The sequence below is a fragment of the Filimonas zeae genome, from assembly GCF_014641615.1.
Taxonomy (GTDB): domain Bacteria; phylum Bacteroidota; class Bacteroidia; order Chitinophagales; family Chitinophagaceae; genus Filimonas; species Filimonas zeae.
Map to the genome: position 1 here is coordinate 312,450 of NZ_BMIB01000001.1, position 17,770 is coordinate 330,219.

Annotated in this window: 10 protein-coding genes; 7 read left to right on the plus strand and 3 right to left on the minus strand. The window is 45.5% G+C overall.

The annotated features are described in order from the left end of the window. The first annotated feature begins 129 nt into the window (after positions 1-129). From IEY13_RS01360 to IEY13_RS01390, 7 genes are read left to right on the plus strand one after another with little or no spacing between them, the layout of a single operon-like run. On the plus strand, positions 130-2,394 hold the full coding sequence (locus tag IEY13_RS01360; protein ID WP_188949933.1) for a fasciclin domain-containing protein: 2,265 nt from the start codon (positions 130-132) through the stop codon (positions 2,392-2,394). Positions 2,395-2,409: 15 nt separating this feature from the next. Beyond that, positions 2,410-5,688 (plus strand): SusC/RagA family TonB-linked outer membrane protein, encoded by a 3,279-nt coding sequence (locus IEY13_RS01365; protein ID WP_188949935.1) that lies wholly within the window; start codon positions 2,410-2,412, stop codon positions 5,686-5,688. A gap of 8 nt (positions 5,689-5,696) precedes the next feature. After that, positions 5,697-7,220: a RagB/SusD family nutrient uptake outer membrane protein gene (locus tag IEY13_RS01370; protein WP_229687669.1), complete on the plus strand. Its 1,524-nt coding sequence runs from the start codon at positions 5,697-5,699 to the stop codon at positions 7,218-7,220. A gap of 18 nt (positions 7,221-7,238) precedes the next feature. Beyond that, complete coding sequence (locus tag IEY13_RS01375; protein ID WP_188949937.1) at positions 7,239-8,900, plus strand: fasciclin domain-containing protein; 1,662 nt, start codon at positions 7,239-7,241, stop codon at positions 8,898-8,900. 36 nt (positions 8,901-8,936) lie between these two features. Then, positions 8,937-10,439 (plus strand): fasciclin domain-containing protein, encoded by a 1,503-nt coding sequence (locus tag IEY13_RS01380; RefSeq protein ID WP_188949939.1) that lies wholly within the window; start codon positions 8,937-8,939, stop codon positions 10,437-10,439. A gap of 20 nt (positions 10,440-10,459) precedes the next feature. Continuing rightward, positions 10,460-13,564, plus strand: coding sequence for a SusC/RagA family TonB-linked outer membrane protein (locus IEY13_RS01385; protein ID WP_188949942.1), 3,105 nt, complete (start codon positions 10,460-10,462; stop codon positions 13,562-13,564). A gap of 18 nt (positions 13,565-13,582) precedes the next feature. Beyond that, the gene (locus IEY13_RS01390) at positions 13,583-15,280 is read left to right on the plus strand and encodes a RagB/SusD family nutrient uptake outer membrane protein (protein WP_188949944.1); all 1,698 of its coding nucleotides are present in this window, start codon (positions 13,583-13,585) and stop codon (positions 15,278-15,280) included. Positions 15,281-15,400: 120 nt separating this feature from the next. Here IEY13_RS01390 and lpxB read toward each other — a convergent pair whose 3' ends face one another. The 3 genes from lpxB to surE all read right to left on the minus strand — a co-directional run bounded on the left by lpxB (position 15,401) and on the right by surE (position 17,700). Then, complete coding sequence (lpxB, locus tag IEY13_RS01395) at positions 15,401-16,522, minus strand: lipid-A-disaccharide synthase (protein WP_188949946.1); 1,122 nt, start codon at positions 16,520-16,522, stop codon at positions 15,401-15,403. A gap of 77 nt (positions 16,523-16,599) precedes the next feature. Next, the gene (locus IEY13_RS01400) at positions 16,600-16,893 is read right to left on the minus strand and encodes a hypothetical protein (protein WP_188949948.1); all 294 of its coding nucleotides are present in this window, start codon (positions 16,891-16,893) and stop codon (positions 16,600-16,602) included. Further along, positions 16,894-17,700: a 5'/3'-nucleotidase SurE gene (surE, locus tag IEY13_RS01405; protein ID WP_188949950.1), complete on the minus strand. Its 807-nt coding sequence runs from the start codon at positions 17,698-17,700 to the stop codon at positions 16,894-16,896. Positions 17,701-17,770 lie beyond the last annotated feature (70 nt).

The window sequence follows — 17,770 nt, forward strand, 5'->3', positions numbered from 1 at the left end:
ATCCGTAAAGTATTCTGAACCAGTACACGTATTGTAATCCGTTACTGCAACCTCCGTTGCGGTACAGGATAACGCATGCCTGTATGTATATCGCCGTCAACCATCTCAACCTATATACTGGATATAACTATGAACAGAACGATTGCCAGCATATTGCTGATTACTGCTGCAGTTTGCATAACAGCAGGATGCCGTAAGAAAGAATGGGATGAGCATTATGGCCGCCCCGACTCTCTGGAACCTCCCGTTTATCAACAATTACAGAGCATGGGCAGATTTAAGAGTCTGCTTGCCTTAATTGACAAAGCGGGGTATAAAGAAACCCTTTCCAACGGTGGTTACTGGACGCTTTTTGCCCCCAATGACGAGGCAGTGGCTGCCTACTTACAACAGATGAATAAAAGCAGTGCAGAAGATGTGGCGGAAGATACCGCACGTATGCTGGTGCAGTACCTGCTGGTATATAATTCTTACACCAAAGACCGGCTGGATGATTACCAGGCAACAGCCAGCGGTAATGCCGGCTGGATACCCAATACCGCTTTCCGGCGCAGAACGGCCTTCTATTCCGGTTTTTATCAGGATACCAATGCCAACGGGCAAGCTATTGTGGCTATCTCTAACAACCGCAACACTACTGCAGCTGCCCAACAGGGCAGTTACAACCCAACAGATTATAACAACAAGTATATCAGTTACTTTACCAGTGATTATTTCTCTGCTCATCAGTTAAGTGCAACCGATTACAATTATTTCTTCCCCCAGTCTCAATACACCGGTTTTAATGTAGCCCAGGCAAAAGTGCTTAGCAGCAACGTGGTTGCTGAGAATGGCGTAATACATGAAATTGACAAAATGGTTACGCCTTCGCTCAGTATTGATGAGTATCTCAAAACACGGCCAGAGTACAGCAGCTTCCGGGCTATATTAAACCGGTTAAAACTCAACAACACCGTACAGTTTGTGTACAGCCTGGATGCCAGCAAACGCTATGCGATATTAAAGGGCAGCAGCGATCCGGTGTATGTAAAAGTGTATTCTTATCTGCTGGCTTACTCGCCCAATAACGAGAACCATCTGATGGCAGAGGTAAATGATGGGCAGAAGGATTGCTGGACCATGTTTGTGCCAAAGAATGAAGCGGTTGACAAGTATGTGAAAGAAGTGTTGTGCCAATATTATAAATCGCTGGATGAAGTACCCATACAAATAATTACAGACTTTTTAAATGCGCATATGTTTTCCACGGCGGTATGGCCTACTCAGTTTGCCAGCACCCGCAATGGTGCAGGCGAAGAAGCGCGTTTTGATGCCAATAGTGATGTTACCGATAAAAAGTTGCTGAGTAATGGTATGCTGTATGGCACCACAAAAGTGCAGGATGCCAATGTATTCCGTACCGTTTACGGAAAAATGTATCTGAACCCTGCTTATCAGATGATGACACGCCTGCTGGATTATTCAGGCCAGAAGGTGAAGCTTACACAGCCCAATACACCAGTTACCTTGTTATTGATTTCTGATACTGCTTTTCATGCGGCGGGTTATTACTATAACGCCGTAAGCGATCAGTGGAGCTATAAGTCAGGTTCTTCTACTACTACCAATGGGGTGTACGATAAACTTATCCGCATTGTAAGCTCCTGTGTATTTACCAATCCTTACCGTTTGGCGCTGGAAAATCCGGCTGGTAACGGTATTGTAAAATCCGGCGATGCAGGCATTGAGGGTGAGTATCTGAAGTATGATAACAACAACATCATCAGCGCCGGGTTGCAGGATGCTGGTAAGGTAGCGCATATAGACAGTACCAGAACTGCTGTAAATGGCAGGGTATATTACCTGAGCAATATTCCTTTATTCAGTGAAAATAATATCGGTTTTCATATTAAAGCATTGGGTACTGCCAGTGGCTCGGAGTTTAATTATTTCTGGCAGTATCTGCAAAGTTCAACGGCGTTTACAGCTGCTACCAATCAGATCATCGGGTTAACCGGTGGCTTTTATACAGTGTTTATTCCCAATAATGCCGCTATTGTAAAAGCAGTAAATCAGGGGTTATTACCTGGTACCGGTGCGGCAGGTAGTAAAACGCCCACATTCAACCCTTCCTCTGCTGCTGATAAGCAACTGGTGCAGAATTTTATTCAGTATCATATTCTGGATAACCGTACGGTGGTGCCGGATGGTGAAACTTCTGATAAATTCAACAGTGTACTCAAAAACGCCGAGGGCAGTGCGTTACAATTTAACGTTTATAATACCGCTAATGGTATGCAGGTAGTGGATAATAAAGGTGTTGCTGCAAACGTGATTTTAAATAAAAGCAACAACCTTTCTAACCGTTGCGTAATTCATTTGCTGGATAATTACCTCAACTACAAAGCCAACTAAACCAACTGCGCAACTATGAATATTCGTTTACATATTATTATCTGCTGCTGCCTGCTTATGGCGGGGCTGTGCACAGTTGCCGTGGCACAGAATGCGCAGCAGGGCATTACCGTAACCGGAAAGGTTACAGATAAAAGCAACCACGGCCTGCATGGCGTATCTGTTACAGAGGTGGATGCAGAAAAGCGTATTGTGCGGGGCGTAAGCACCGATGTGGAAGGCAACTTTGCCATTCGTATATCCAATGTTAAAAATAAACTTGCCTTTTCTATTATCGGTTATCAGGATGTGGAAGGCATGGCCATTAACAACCGCCGCGTATTTAATGTTACCCTGCAGGATGGTTCTAAAAGTATGGATGAGGTAATTGTGGTAGGGCAGAAGAAAATTGATAATGGTATGCTGCCTGTTGCAGACCGGAACCTGACGGTAGCTGCTGCCAAAATTAACGCAAAAGAAATGGAAGAGATGCAGGCGGCTTCTATAGACCAGGCACTGCAGGGCCGTATTGCGGGTGTGGATATTGCGGCCAACTCCGGCGATCCGGGGGCCGGCATGCAAATACGTATTCGGGGTACCTCTTCTATCAACTCTTCTAACGATCCGCTGATTGTGGTAGATGGTATGCCATACGAAACGCAGATACCTACTGATTTTAACTTTGGTACTGCTGACGATCAGGGCTATGCTGCACTGCTGAACATTGCACCTTCGGATATTAAAGACATTACTATTCTTAAAGATGCGGCTGCTACCGCCGTATGGGGTTCGCGGGCGGCCAACGGTGTACTGGTAATTAATACCAAAAGAGGTATGAAAGGTAAGCCGGTACTCAGTTATACTTTTAAAGGCTCGCTTTCTGCCCGTCCGCAGGCTATTCCTATGCTCAACGGCTACCAGTATGCTACACTGGTGCAGGAGGCGTATATGAACCGCAACGGTGTGCCTATGAACCCGCAGGATGTGAATGAGTTTAAGTACGATCCTAATGATCCTTACTGGTATAAAAACTACAGCAATAACACAGACTGGATTAAAGGCATAACAAGGCTGGGTACTATACATGATCATAATATATCTATGACCGGTGGTGGTGAAAGGGCTAAGTATTATGCCTCACTGGGTTACTTTTCGCAAATGGGGGTTACCAAAGGCACGGATATGAACCGTATCAGCACCCGTATTAACCTGGATTACAACGTGAGCGACCGTATCCGTTTCCGTACAGACCTTTCTTTTGCGCATACCAATAACAGCCGCAACTTTGTAAACACCAGAGATGGGCAGGATAACATAAGGGCGGTAGCTTATACCAAAATGCCTAACATGAGCATTTATGAGTATGATGAATACGGCAACCTTACCCCCAATTACTTTTCGCCTGTAAGTAATATTCAGGGTCAATACCCCACTACGTACAATCCGGTAGCCATGGCTAATGCAGCCGAAAACCGCATTGTTACCCAAAGGGTAATACCTAAGTTTAATGTGCAGTATACCATTAAGCCCGGTGTATGGCTGGCTACTATGGATGTGCAGTTTGATATCAGCAGCACCAAGAATAAAAAGTTCCTTCCCCAGATAGCTACCGGCCGCCCGTGGACAGAAACCCTGGTAAACCAGGCATATGATGGCGATAACGATGGCTTTAACGTACAAACCAAAACCTCACTGGTATACACCCCCAAATTTAAAAACGACGATCATTCGCTGGTGAGTCTGGTAAACGTAATGACGTACGACAACAAGAGCGTTACCTATCAGGCACAAACCTCTAATACGCCTTCTTCCGGCCTGCAGGATCCTGCTGTGCCCTCCCGTACCGGCGGCGCTGGTTCGGGGCTTAGCGCCGGTTCCAGCCAAACCCGTACCGCTGCTGCATTAATTAATGCACAGTATGGATATAAAGACAGGTATATGATTAATATGGGCCTTCGGGGCGATGCCAACTCGCGCCTGGCTTCAGAAAACAGATATGGATTATTCCCTTCTATGAGTGCCCGCTGGCGTGTTTCGGGCGAGCCATTTATGCAACGCTTTTCTAAAAAGCTGGATGAATTAAGCCTGAGGGCCAGTTTTGGCCAGAGTGGTAATGCACCTAAGAACGACTATTCTTTCTATAACACCTACAGCAATTTCGGGTGGACGTATCTGGATGAGTCTGGCATTTACTCAGACAATATGCGTTTAAAACAACTGAAATGGGAAACGGTTACGGGTATTAACCTGGGCGTAAACCTGGGCATGTTTAAAAACAGGGTAGTATTAGATCTGGAGTTTTACCGCAACAGAACCCGCAACCTCTTTTTCAGAGATTTGCAAACGGCAGGTATTAACGGATACAAGAGTGTGGATATGAACGTGGGTACCATGGACAACCAGGGTTGGGAGGTGCAGCTGAATACTGTGCCGTATAAAAATAAGAAGTGGATGGTGGAGTTCAATTTCAATATAGCACGTAACGAAAACATGATACGTGAAATATCAGAATACTATCCTATTGAAAAAGGGGTGATTACTGTTAACGGCCAGTATAAAACCTATATGCAGGTGAATAATCCGTTTGGTTCTTTCTACGGGTTCCGGTATAAGGGGGTATATAAAGATCTGGAAGCTACCATTGCACGTAACGATAAGGGCGGCGCTATTACTACGCCTGGTGGGCAGCCGGTATATATGCGTTTTAACTACCCGGCTACGGATTATACTTTTCAGCCTGGCGATGCTATGTATGAGGATATTAACCGCGATGGTACTATTGATTACCGGGATATTGTGTATCTGGGCAACAGTAACCCCATGTTTACCGGAGGTTTTGGTGTAAATGTATCGTATGGCGATTTCCGCCTTTCTACTTATTTCAACTACCGGTTTAAATACAACATCATCAATGCTACTGAAATGAACAGTACGGCCATGTATGTGTACGATAATCAGAGTACCGCCGTATTACGCCGCTGGCGTAAAGAGGGAGATATTACAGATGTACCGCGTGCTTTGCTGGCTACAGGTTATAACTGGCTGGGTAGCGACCGGTATGTAGAGAATGGTTCTTTTCTGCGTTTCAGAACGGTAACCTTACGGTATACCTTACCTAAAAAGATAACGGACAAAATGCATATCAGAAACCTGAGTGGTTATATGACGGTAGAAAACCTGCTTACGTGGACTAAATACACCGGTCAGGACCCGGAAGTGAGTTTACGGGGTAGTGATCCTTTCAGGGTAGCTACGGATAATTCTATGACGCCTCCGGTAAAAACTATAACGCTGGGCCTTACTGCTTCTTTTTAAGAACACTAATGAAAGATATTATGGTATTGCAGAATAAAAGATATTATGTTTTAACCCTGCTGGTGGTGCTGCTGCTTTCGGCCACCTCCTGCAAAAAGTGGTTTGATCTGAAGCCCTCTAACGGTATTATAGATGAAGACTACTGGAAAACCAAAGAAGATGTACACGCAGCAACTATCGGGTGTTATGCCTCGCTGCTGGGCGATCCGGCCAATAAGGATAAGCAACTGGCTGAGATATTGTTTCTGTGGGGCGAACTGAGGGCAGATATGCTTGCCAGTGCGGTAAACACCCGGTCTGAAGAGTTTGAGGTAATGAACATGAACACTTCACCCTCTAACATTATTACAGACTGGCGGCCTGTATACCGCTCTATTAACTACTGTAATATTCTGCTTAAAAAAGGGCCTGCGGTAATGGAGCTGGATAAAACGTTTACGCAGGATATGCTCAATAGCTATCTGGCAGAGGCGAAGGCTTTACGTGCACTGCTGTACTTTTATCTGGTAAGAAGTTTTGGCGAGGTGCCGTTGAAGCTGGAACCTACTACCAGCGATGATGAGCTGGTGGCGCTGGCTAAAAGTACACAGCAACAGGTACTGCAGCAGATAGTAGCAGACCTGCAGGATGCAGAAGCAAAGGCAGCCCTTACGTATGGTTCACAGGCATCTGATAAAGGACGTATAACCCGTTATACCATCAATGCCATACAGGCCGATGTGTATTTATGGATGGAGCGGTACACCGATGCTATTGCCGCCTGTAATAAAATTATCACATCCCGTAAGTTTGGTTTAATAGCCGGCAATGCTGCGTGGTTTAACACGCTTTATTACACCGGCAATTCCAATGAAAGCCTGTTTGAATTTCAGTTCAGCAGACAGAAAATGAACAGCTTTCACGCCATGTTTGCCACTACCAAAAGGTTTGTAGCTGCTACCGTGGTAATGGATCAGGTATATACAACCGACAATAGTTCTGCTTTAACACGCGATGTAAGGGCAGATGGCGCTGCAGTACGTGCTGCGGATAATACCATATGGAAGTATGTAGGCAAGAATGCAGAAGACTTACGCTCTTCAGACGAATCTTATGCGCATTGGTTTGTGTACCGTTATGCAGATGTGTTACTGATGAAGGCAGAGGCACTGGCGCAACTGCACACAACGGAAGCGGCTACAGAAGCGCTGGACCTGATATATACTGTACGCCAGCGGGCCAATGCATTAACCGCAACAGATAACGCACCTTCCACAACCGACTTTGATGGTGTTGCACGCTTTGTGCTGGAAGAGCAGGCACGGGAGCAGATGTATGAAGGTAAGCGCTGGTATAATCTGTTACGTTTTGCTAAACGCGATAACTACGCCCATCTGGATGTACTGCTCGATCTGGTGGCCACCACAGTGCCGCTGAATATGATGAACTCTGCCAGGGCTAAAATAAGAGATTACAACAGCCATTATTTCCCCATTTTCCAATACGAATTGCAAACCAATAAAAACCTGGTACAGAACCCATTTTATAAATAACAATAAATATTGCTTGTTATGAAAAAACATATTACCTGCGCGGCAACAGCCTTTGCCTTACTGGTGACTGTAGCTTTTCAGAGCTGTAAAAAAACAGAACTGGTAGAAACCACTACTACCGATGTAAACATATTGTCTTACCTGCAGCAGAACAGCGATCAGTTTTCCAGCCTGGTAGCAATTATTAATAAGGTGGGCTATAACGATTTTTTAAATGCTTACGGCACTTATACCTTATTTGCCCCTACCAATACGGCCATTGCCAATTACGTAAAGCAGATTGGAAAGGGCTCTATTGAGCAGCTGAGTACAGAGGAGTTAAAAGACCTGCTGAAACTGCACCTGCTGGAAGAAACGGTGAATACCAGCAATTTTACAGATGGTAAGCTGCCGGCTGCCACTATGTTTGGTCAGTTTTTAATTACCGGTGTTACCACCAGAGAGGGCAGTTCTTCCTACATTGTAAACAGGCAGGGTGTAATTATCCAGCCCAACATTGTGGCAGGCAATGGTATTATTCAGGTAATTGATGCCGTGTTAACCCCTGCCAGATATTCTCTGGCAAAACTGCTGGAACAGGATGCCAGTTACAGTGTATTTGTGCAGGCTTTACACGAAACGGGTTATTACGATACGCTGGATGCCGCTGTTACAGGCGATGCAGGTAAGTGGTTTACGCTGATTGCAGAAACCAACCAGGCTTTAAGCGATTCCGGCTTTGGTTCCTATGCCGCTTTAAAGGCACGTTATTGCAATACCGGCCATCCTGAAAATGCAGATGACAGCCTGCATTTATATGTAGCATATCATATTCTGCCCGATCTTAAATACCTGGCAGATATTGTAATGGCCGGCTCGCACGCCACACTGGCCCCGCTGGAAGTAATTACCAATAAGGTGATTAACCAGCAGGTAGTAATTAACGATGATGAGTTTAATGGTGTACATGAACCCGGTGTGTTGCTGGAGCAGGCTACCAGCGATGTATCTGCCACCAATGGCGTGTTACACAGCGCTAAGGGCCACCTGCCAATAAAACGCCGCAGCCCCTTTCCGGTATACTGGGATGTATGTCAGTTTCCTGAACTTACGCGTCTGGCAGCTATTTACCGCAAAACCAACTATGTATTTGAATATGGCAGCGGTAATACCATTGCTGATATTAAGTGGGAAAAAGGCAACCTTACCTACCAGAGCGGCAAATCCGGCTTCCTGGGCGATTATCTGCAGGTGCCTTTAGGGGTTAGCAGTAGCGGATCGTGGGTGGAGTTTACCACGCCTTTACTGGTAAAAGGTAAATACAAGCTGTGGTTCTGCTACCGCCAGGAAGCTTCCGGTGGCGATAAAAACATCTCAGCACAAGTGAGTTTTGATTCTATACCGCTTACCAGTGCGCTGGTGCAGTTTCATCAGAAAAACGCTACGGTAGATGCCGCTAAAGATGCAGAACAGGAAGCCCTGGGCTGGAAATGTTATATGGTACCCGCGGCAGGTTTTTCTGTAGGCAGAATGGTGGGCATTGTGGATGTAAAAGTTACCGGGCGCCACAAAGTGCGTGTATCAGTAGCAGCGGGCAGCAACAGCACCAACGATATAGATATGATGCATTTTATTCCGTTGGGTACCAATCAGGTGTATCCGCGCTTTAAAACCGACGGCACTGTTGTGTTCAACCCATAGCCAGCAATAAACATTTCTTACAAACCAGGTATACACATGCAATACAAAAAATATACGCTTCTGGCGCTGCTGTTAATAACGGTATGGGCCTGCAAAAAATGGGACGACCATACAGCAGTGCCGGAGCAGGCTTTGAATGAAGATTTAATGGAGCAGATCAGCAGCCGGCCAGAGTTGAGTCTTTTTAAAGACTATCTTATTAAAACCGGTCTGGATAAGGAACTTACTGCTTCAAAAAACTATACCATATGGGCACCGGTAAACGATGCGCTTAAAAGTATAGACGCAGCAGTGGTAAATAACACAGATAGCCTGCGTGCGGTATTACGTAATCATATAGCGGGGCAGCTTTACTTTACCCGCATGGCGGCAGATACCATAAGAACCTATATGCTCAATGGTAAACGCATATTCTTTTACCAGCAGCATTTTGATGCGGCAGGTATAAAAACGGCGGACGTGTATGTAAAGAATGGTGTATTGCATACCATTGATAAGGTAATAATGCCACTGCCCAGTGTATGGGGATTTATTGATGCTACCCGCAATACGTTTGAGCAGAACACTTATATATCCCGCTTAATTTATCAGAAGCAGGATACTGCCATTGCAGAGGTAGACAGTATTAACCCCGTAACCGGCGAGGTAGTGTATAAGCCGGGCACCGGCATGGTTACCGTAAATGCCTATCTGGATAGAGTGTATCATCTGGAAAATGAAGACAGTTTATATACCTTCTTTATTTTAAACAATACGGCTTATGAGGGCGAAATGGCACGTATGGCTCCTTACTTTAAAAGCACAGAAGCCCTTATTACCAGCCACAACAGCTCGTGGAATGTGGTAAAAGATCTGGCTATAAAAGGCTTGTATACCAAAGATCAGTTGCCCGATACCTTAATTTCCAGGTTTGGTGTAAGAGTGCCTGTAAACAAGGCTGCTATTACAGCTGAACATAAGGTAAGCAATGGTATTGTATACGAAATAAACACAGTGGTGCCACCGCTGAAAGATAAAATACCTGCCTGTATAGTACAGGGCGAAACACCTTATGCTTTTAAGGGAGATGTTATCAGTAAAACGTTTTACCGTTTGCGCAACAACCCGGAAACCGGAAAGCCTTTTAATGATATGTATATTCAAAACCCGGGCACATCTTTTTATGTAATGTATCTGTCCAATGAGGTATTTACCACTAAGTACAAGGTGTACTGGGTTTCGCTGAACGATTATACGGCACGTACGGATAATGATAACAGTTCTTATGGTACCACCAACCCGTTTATGCAAAGGCTGGCAATGGATTCCAGTAATAATGCTGCTACCTTCAGTTATGTATCGGTGGCACCCAATACGTATACAGAAACTTATCTGGGTGAGTATACCAAAGACAGCTATGACTTTCCGGTAGCCCTGTTAAGTGGGAGTAGCGCCAACACGCTTACGCCGGCTTCTGTGCGTATGTTTCTTACTTCGGCTACCACCAGCCCTAATTACCTGAGTCTGGATTATATCAGATTCGTTCCTGTATTAGAATAAAGAGAATTAAACTATTTGTTATGCGAATGAACCGGCCTGCACTTTTGGCTTTTTTACTGCTGCCTGCTTTATACAGCCAGGCACAGCAGGAAAAAGTAGTAAAGGGGCGAATTACAGATGCCACTACCGGTGCGGCCCTGCGTGGGGTACGCATCAGTTATAAAGAATCGGCGGCAGCTATTACTGACAGTACAGGAGCTTTCTCTATAAAAGTGCCTTCTTACAATGTATCTATCCACGTGGAAAGTGAAGGCTTTCAGGATAAGGATATAGCGCTTAAAGGAAGAAGTGCAGTAAGTGCAGCTCTTTACGAATCGGACTATACTTCTTTTTATAGCGATATTACTATTCCTTTTAACCGTGCTGCACGGTCAGAGGTGGCAGATGCCTCTACCGGTGTAAATGCCACAGATGCATTGAGTGTAAGTACGGAAACGCCAGATTCCTGGCTACAGGGTAAGGTGGCAGGCTTGCAGGCCATACGCCGGTCTGGCACCCCGGGCATGGGGGCCAATCTGTATCTGCGTGGCTTTAGCTCTTTGTATGCTACCAACCAGCCGCTTATTGTAGTTGATGGGGTAATATTTGATATTGCCAATTATGGCGAATCGCTTATTGGTGGTTATTATAATAATCCGCTGGCTAATATAGATCCGCGGGATATAGACAATATAACTGTGTTAAAAGATGGCAGTTCTGTATATGGTACCAAAGGTGCTAACGGGGTTATATTAATTACTACTGCCCGCGCCCGGCAGGAAGCTACGCGTATTGATGTATCGCTTTCCGGCGGGGTTAACCAGGCACCGGCTTCCCTGCCGGTAATGAACGCGGCAGACTACCGTATTTATCTTTCAGAAATGCTGCAGTCTAAAGGGCTAATACCTGCGCAAATGCAGGCATTGCCTTATATGAATGATGATACTGCTGCGGCAACCTATCATGCCTACCATTACCAGACCGATTGGCAAAAACAGGTAATGCATAGCAGCAGCGTGCAGAATGGATATCTTAAAATTACCGGTGGCGATAATATTGCCCGCTATGGTTTATCTCTCGGCTTTTTAAAAAACAATGGCATTATCAGGAATACAGACCTGAGAAGGTATAATATGCGCTTTAACGCAGACTTTAACCTCAGCAAGCGGCTTACCGCTACCGCTAATCTTGGTTTTACTTACTACGAGCAAAACCTGAAAAACATGGGAGTAGATGTACAAACCAATCCATTGTATACAGCGCTTACCAAAGCGCCGTTTTTACCGGTGCATGAGGTGGCTGCCAACGGCGTGGAATCTCCCAACCTGGCAGATGCAGATATTTTTCAGGTAAGTAATCCCGTGGCTTTAATCCAGAACATGCAGGCAGAGAACAAAAGCTATCGCTTCAGCGGCAGCGTTCAGTTCAAATATCTGCTTACCAGTAAACTGTCGCTGGCTTCTACCATAGGTATTACTATTGATAAAAGCAGGGAATCGTTTTTTGTGCCGCAAAAAGGTGTGATAAATGAAGATTTGCCCAATGCCGCAGTTAAAAACCGGTCTGGCGCGCAGGTGGTAAGAATGTTTGCTTTGTTTAACGATACACGTCTGGAATATGCCAATGTATTCAGCCGCAGGCATAAACTGGCCGTGCGTTTAGGGGCCAGGTATCTTACCAGCAATGCGGAGCAGGATTATGGTTTGGGTTACAATGCTGCTACAGACAAGCTTACCAACGTAAGCTATGGTGTAAACGCTTTACGTAAAATAGGAGGCAGTATGGGTGAAGCGAAGTGGGTGAATACGTACCTGGCGGCAGACTATAACTTTTCCGGCAAGTACTTTTTATCTGTAAACGTGGCGGGCGATGCGTCTTCCCGTTTTGGTGCCAACACCAGCTATCCGGTTATGCCTTCTGTGGCAGCAGGCTGGATGCTTTCTTCTGAAAACTTTATGGCCGGAGCCGGTTGGCTGGATGTATTAAAACTGCGGGCATCTGCCGGTAAATCGGGCAATGATGATATTGGCAATTTTACGGCCCGCAAATATTATGTAGCGCAAAACCTGCTGGGGGTATCCGGCCTGGTAAGAGGCAATATTGGTAATCCCGATCTGCAATGGGAATCGGTAACCCGCCTTAATGCCGGATTGGATGTTGCGGTGTGGAATGAAAGGCTGAATGTAAGTATAGACGCTTTTAGCAGCCAAACGGATAACATGATTGTATATGAGCCTGCACCTGCTGCCAGTGGTATGATGTATGCTGTAACCAACAGCGGTGGCATGAAAACCAAAGGGTGGGAGGTGGCTGTAAATACCCGGTTAATTAACCGTAAGGCGTTTAAGTGGGATATGGGTTTTACTGTAGCACACTACAAAAGCCAGGTAACCCAACTGCCTGTGGCGGCACTGGAAACCAGTTTTGCAGCGGGTACTTATATTACCCGTGTGGGTGATGCGCCTAACTTGTTTTATGGCTATAAAACGGCCGGTGTGTATCAGTCAGATGCACAGGCGGCGGCAGAAGGTGTATTGAATAATATGCCCGATGGAAGCAATAAGGCTTTTGGTGGCGGAGATGTACGTTTTGTAAATACTACCGGTGCCGATAAAGTAATTAATAGCAACGACAGGCAGGTAATTGGTAACCCCAATCCCGATTATACAGGTGGCATTACTTCCCGTGTAACCTATAAGCAATGGTCGCTCGATGCCTTATTTACTTTTAGTAAGGGTAATGATATTTATAACTATACACGCCGTCAGCTGGAGTCTATGTCGGGCTACGCCAATCAGCTTTCTTCCGTAGCCAACAGATGGCGCAATAATGGCCAGCAGGCTTCTATGCCCGGGGCCGCCTGGGGCGATCCTATGCAGAACAGCCGGTTCAGCGATCGCTGGATAGAAGATGGTTCTTATTTCCGGTTACGTACGCTGGCCGTGGCTTACAATGTGCCGCTGGCGCCGGGGTTTGTAAAGAACATGACGGTATATGCTTCCGGCACCAATCTGTTTACGCTTACCAGATATCTGGGGTACGATCCGGAGTTTAATGCTACTTCCAGTATTTACGGCCAGGGTACCGATGTAACCCTTACGCCACTGTATCGCAGTATTCAGCTGGGTATAAGAATGGGCCTATAACAATTTAAAAAGAGAATTATGCGTGTATTACAATATCTGTTTGCCCTGTTGTTACTGCCGCTGCTGCTGGGCGGTTGTAAAAAACTGGTTGAAACAGAACCTGAGAATGTGCTGGATGAAAGTGAAATGTATAAAGATGTGTTTGATGCTGATGCGGCTGTAATGGGCCTGTATGGTAAGTTTATGCACCTGGCAGAGCAGTATGTGGTACTGAACGAGCTAAGGGCCGATCTGATGAGTACCACCGTAAACGCCAGCCAGTACCTGAACCAGCTGAATGAGCATGGTACCATTGCCGCTGAAAACCCCTATACCAGCCCCCGTGCTTTTTATGAGGTGATATTAAACTGCAATGATATTCTTTACAACCTGGATATTATGCGGCGCGGTAAAAAGCTGAAAGAAGATCAGTACAGCGCGCGTTATTCTGATGTGGCGGCATTGCGTGCCTGGGTATACCTGCAGGTAGGCATTCATTTTGGAAGGGTGCCTTATATTACCAGCCCGCTTTCTACGGTAGCAGAAGTAGCTGCGATAGAAAAGATGCCCCGTATTGAGTTTCCGGTGTTGCTGGATTCGTTGATAGCTTCGGTAGACCGTTTGCCTACGCTGAATGATTACATTGCAGGCACCAGCCTTATTACTACGGTAGATGGCTATGCAACGGATAAATTTTTTATCAACAAACAGGTGTTGAAAGGGCAACTATACCTGTGGCGTGGTAAGGGCTCTGACTATACCACAGCTGCCACTGCTTTTAAAACCGTACTGGAAATTGGTGGCACGGCCGAATACGATCAGTATCGCATACGGTATGCGGATATAGTAGATCATAACGATTTATCAGTAGGATATGTGCGTTACCGCGAGTGGGATGAAACGCAGCTGATTAACAACAATACACAGGGCTGGCGCTCTATCTTTTCCCGTGGTCAGGATAAGATGTTTGGGTGGGAGTGGATCTGGTTTTTACCCTTTACCAAAGACTTTGCGCCCACCAATCCTTTCATCAACCTCTTTTCTAACAGAGGCGGCAGCTATCTGGTAAAACCCTCACAAACTGCTATAGATAACTGGAACAGTCAGGTGCAGAAGAATGAATTGCCTTATGATGCAAGAGGAAAGGTATTCACCTGGCAAAACCTGAACGGGCAGCCGGTAATTATGAAGTATCTGTACAACTATCTGGATGAAACTTCGTTTACACCGGTAAACCTGTTACAGAAAGAGGGCAAGTGGTTTCTGTACCGCGCTGCCTCACTGCATCTGGATTTTGCAGAAGCGGCCAACCGCGATAATAAACACCGGGTGGCTTATGCCTTACTGAATCAGGGGGTTAACCTCACCTTTGGGCAATCAGGAGAGGGCGCACCTTATAATTTTGATGGCCGCACTTTAAGCAATCCAACCTACCGTGCAGACTGGTATAGAAATGCAGGCATCCGTGGTCGTGCTATGCTTAAGTCTGCAGAGGTAACCGGCGATAGTACCCTTGCTATAGAAAACAGTATTGTAAATGAAGCTGCGCTGGAACTGGCATACGAAGGCCGCCGCTGGTCAGATCTGGTACGTATAGCCCTGAGAAGAAATGATGCCGCTTTTCTGGCAGATAAAGTATATGCAAAACTGTTAAAGGATAACAACCCGCAGGCAGGTGCGGTTAGGGCTAAGTTATTGAATAAAGAAAACTGGTATCTGCCTTTTATATGGAAATGAGCCGCCTGTCAGCTTCTCTGTATTACATACAAAGTTTGGTGTAAAGCAGTATTGCGCATCTGATCATCCCGGATTCAATCGGGATGATCAGATGCGTTGCTGAAGATCCAGCCTTTAACGCTATTTAGAACGCATAAATTTTACGATACTTTCTGCTGCATTGGCAGAGGCATTACCACCGGCAGATAATAAGGTGTGCAGTTGTGCATAATCCTGGTCAAGCTGTCGCTGTCGTCCGCTGTTTTGCAGCAGTTGTGTAAGTTCTGCTACCAGGTGCTGTGGCGTAAGATCGTTCTGAATCAGTTCTTTCACCACCAGCTTATCCATAATCAGGTTTACCAGCGAAATGTATTTTACTTTAATCAGTCGTTTAGCTATCTGGTAACTGATATTACTGCCTTTATAGCAAACTATTTCCGGTACTTTAAACAGCGCTGTTTCTAACGTAGCAGTACCACTGGTTACAAGGGCAGCTGCCGATTGTTTTAACAATGCATAGGTTTGGTTACGCACGGCAGATACGTTTTCGTACGGGCTCAGCAGGCTGGTGTAAAAGCTGTCTTCCTGCCCCGGCGCCATGGCTACTACAAAACGGTATTGCGGAAACTGCCGGGTTACTTCCAGCATAATGGGCAGCTTTTTCAGTATTTCCTGTTTGCGGCTGCCAGGTAGCAGTGCAATAACAGGCAGGTTTGTATCGGGTAAAGCTGCCTGCACAGTAGTATCAGCTTTAAACCGGTCAATTACATTTACCAGCGGGTGGCCAACATATTCCACCTGCCAGTTCCATTTATCCTCAAAATAAGCTTTTTCAAAGGGCAGAATCACCAGCATTTTATCAATGCACAGTTTCATCTTCTTTACCCGGTTTTCTTTCCAGGCCCATACCTGCGGGGCTATATAGTATATAACGCGTATGCCGTGTTGTTTAGCCCATTCCGCAATGCGCAGGTTAAATCCGGGATAATCCACCAGTATTAAAGTATCCGGCTTATGCTGCAGAATATCCTGCTTACAAAAAGCAAGATTGCCCAGTATGGTGCGGAGGTTCATAATCACTTCCACAAAACCCATAAAGGCCAGATCGCGGTAATGCTTTACCAGCTGCACGCCTGCTGTCTGCATCATATCGCCACCCCATCCGCGGAATTGCGCTTCCGGCTGTAGCTGCAATATTTCTTTCACCAGGTTGCTGCCATGCAAATCGCCACTGGCTTCGCCAGCAATAATGTAATACTTCATTTCAGTGTACAGAACCCTTTATACAAAGGTTTTATCTAATGCTTTGTGCCGTGGTAAAAGCCACAGCACCGGATACGTTACAGAAAAAACTTCAATATCAATGCGCCAACTGCATACACACAGGTAGATGTAAAGATGCCTTTGGCGGTTAAATCTCTGCGTGTGTTTATGTAAATAGTAAACAATACTGCATTGGCAATAAGTGATACACTTACAATACCGGAGATTAATGTTTTTTGCCTGCCCAACACATAAAAAAAGTCAGAAAGGGAGATAGGGTAAAATTTAGTAAAGTAATATAGCAGCATGCCAATGAGCGGTGCTATAAAACCCAACGTAATGCCCATGCCGAGGTGGTCTCTTCTTAGCATTTATTTGGTTATTAAGGATTGTTCCAGTTTATCTTTCAGTTTATAATACGTAAGGTCAAATTGTACAGGAACAACACTCACATAGTTATTTTTCAATGCCCATACATCAGTGTCTTTACCCTTGTCAAAATTCACAAACTCACCGGTAAGCCAATAGTAAGTTTTATTATGCGGATCTTTCCTTTCAGCAAATTCCTCTTCGTATTTGGCATACGCCTGTCTGCATACTTTTAAGCCTTTCAGCAGTTCTTTAGGCGCAAGCGGAATATTTACGTTCAGGCAAAGATGTTTATCTATTTTTTTACCAAGCACCTGTTGTACCAGCAGCCTTGCATAGTGCTGTGCACCTGTAAAATCTGCTTCCACGCTGTAATCCAATAAGCTGAAGCCAATGCTGGGTATGCTTTCAATAGCGGCTTCCAGCGCGGCAGACATGGTACCGGAATAAATAACGTTAATACTATGGTTGGCGCCGTGGTTAACACCACTAAGGCATATATCCGGCTTACGGTGCAGTATTTTATCTACTGCCAGTTTAACGCAATCTACCGGCGTGCCGCTGCAGGCCCATGCTTCCACACCCTCAAACACGCTTACCTGCTGCAAACGCAACGGGTAGCCAATGGTTATGGCATGTCCCATACCGCTCTGAGGTTTATCCGGCGCTACTACTACTATCTTGCCTAACCCTTTTACCGATTCCACCAGCGCTTTAATACCGGGGGCAGTAATACCATCGTCGTTCGTAATTAGTATAACGGGTTCTTCTTTGGTTTTAGTACCTGCTGCTTTCTTCGCTTTTGCCATAATATATTGCAATATACACACTTTTCCGGCCCCGGGGGTACCTGTGGCACTGGTAACAGGAGCTTAATAA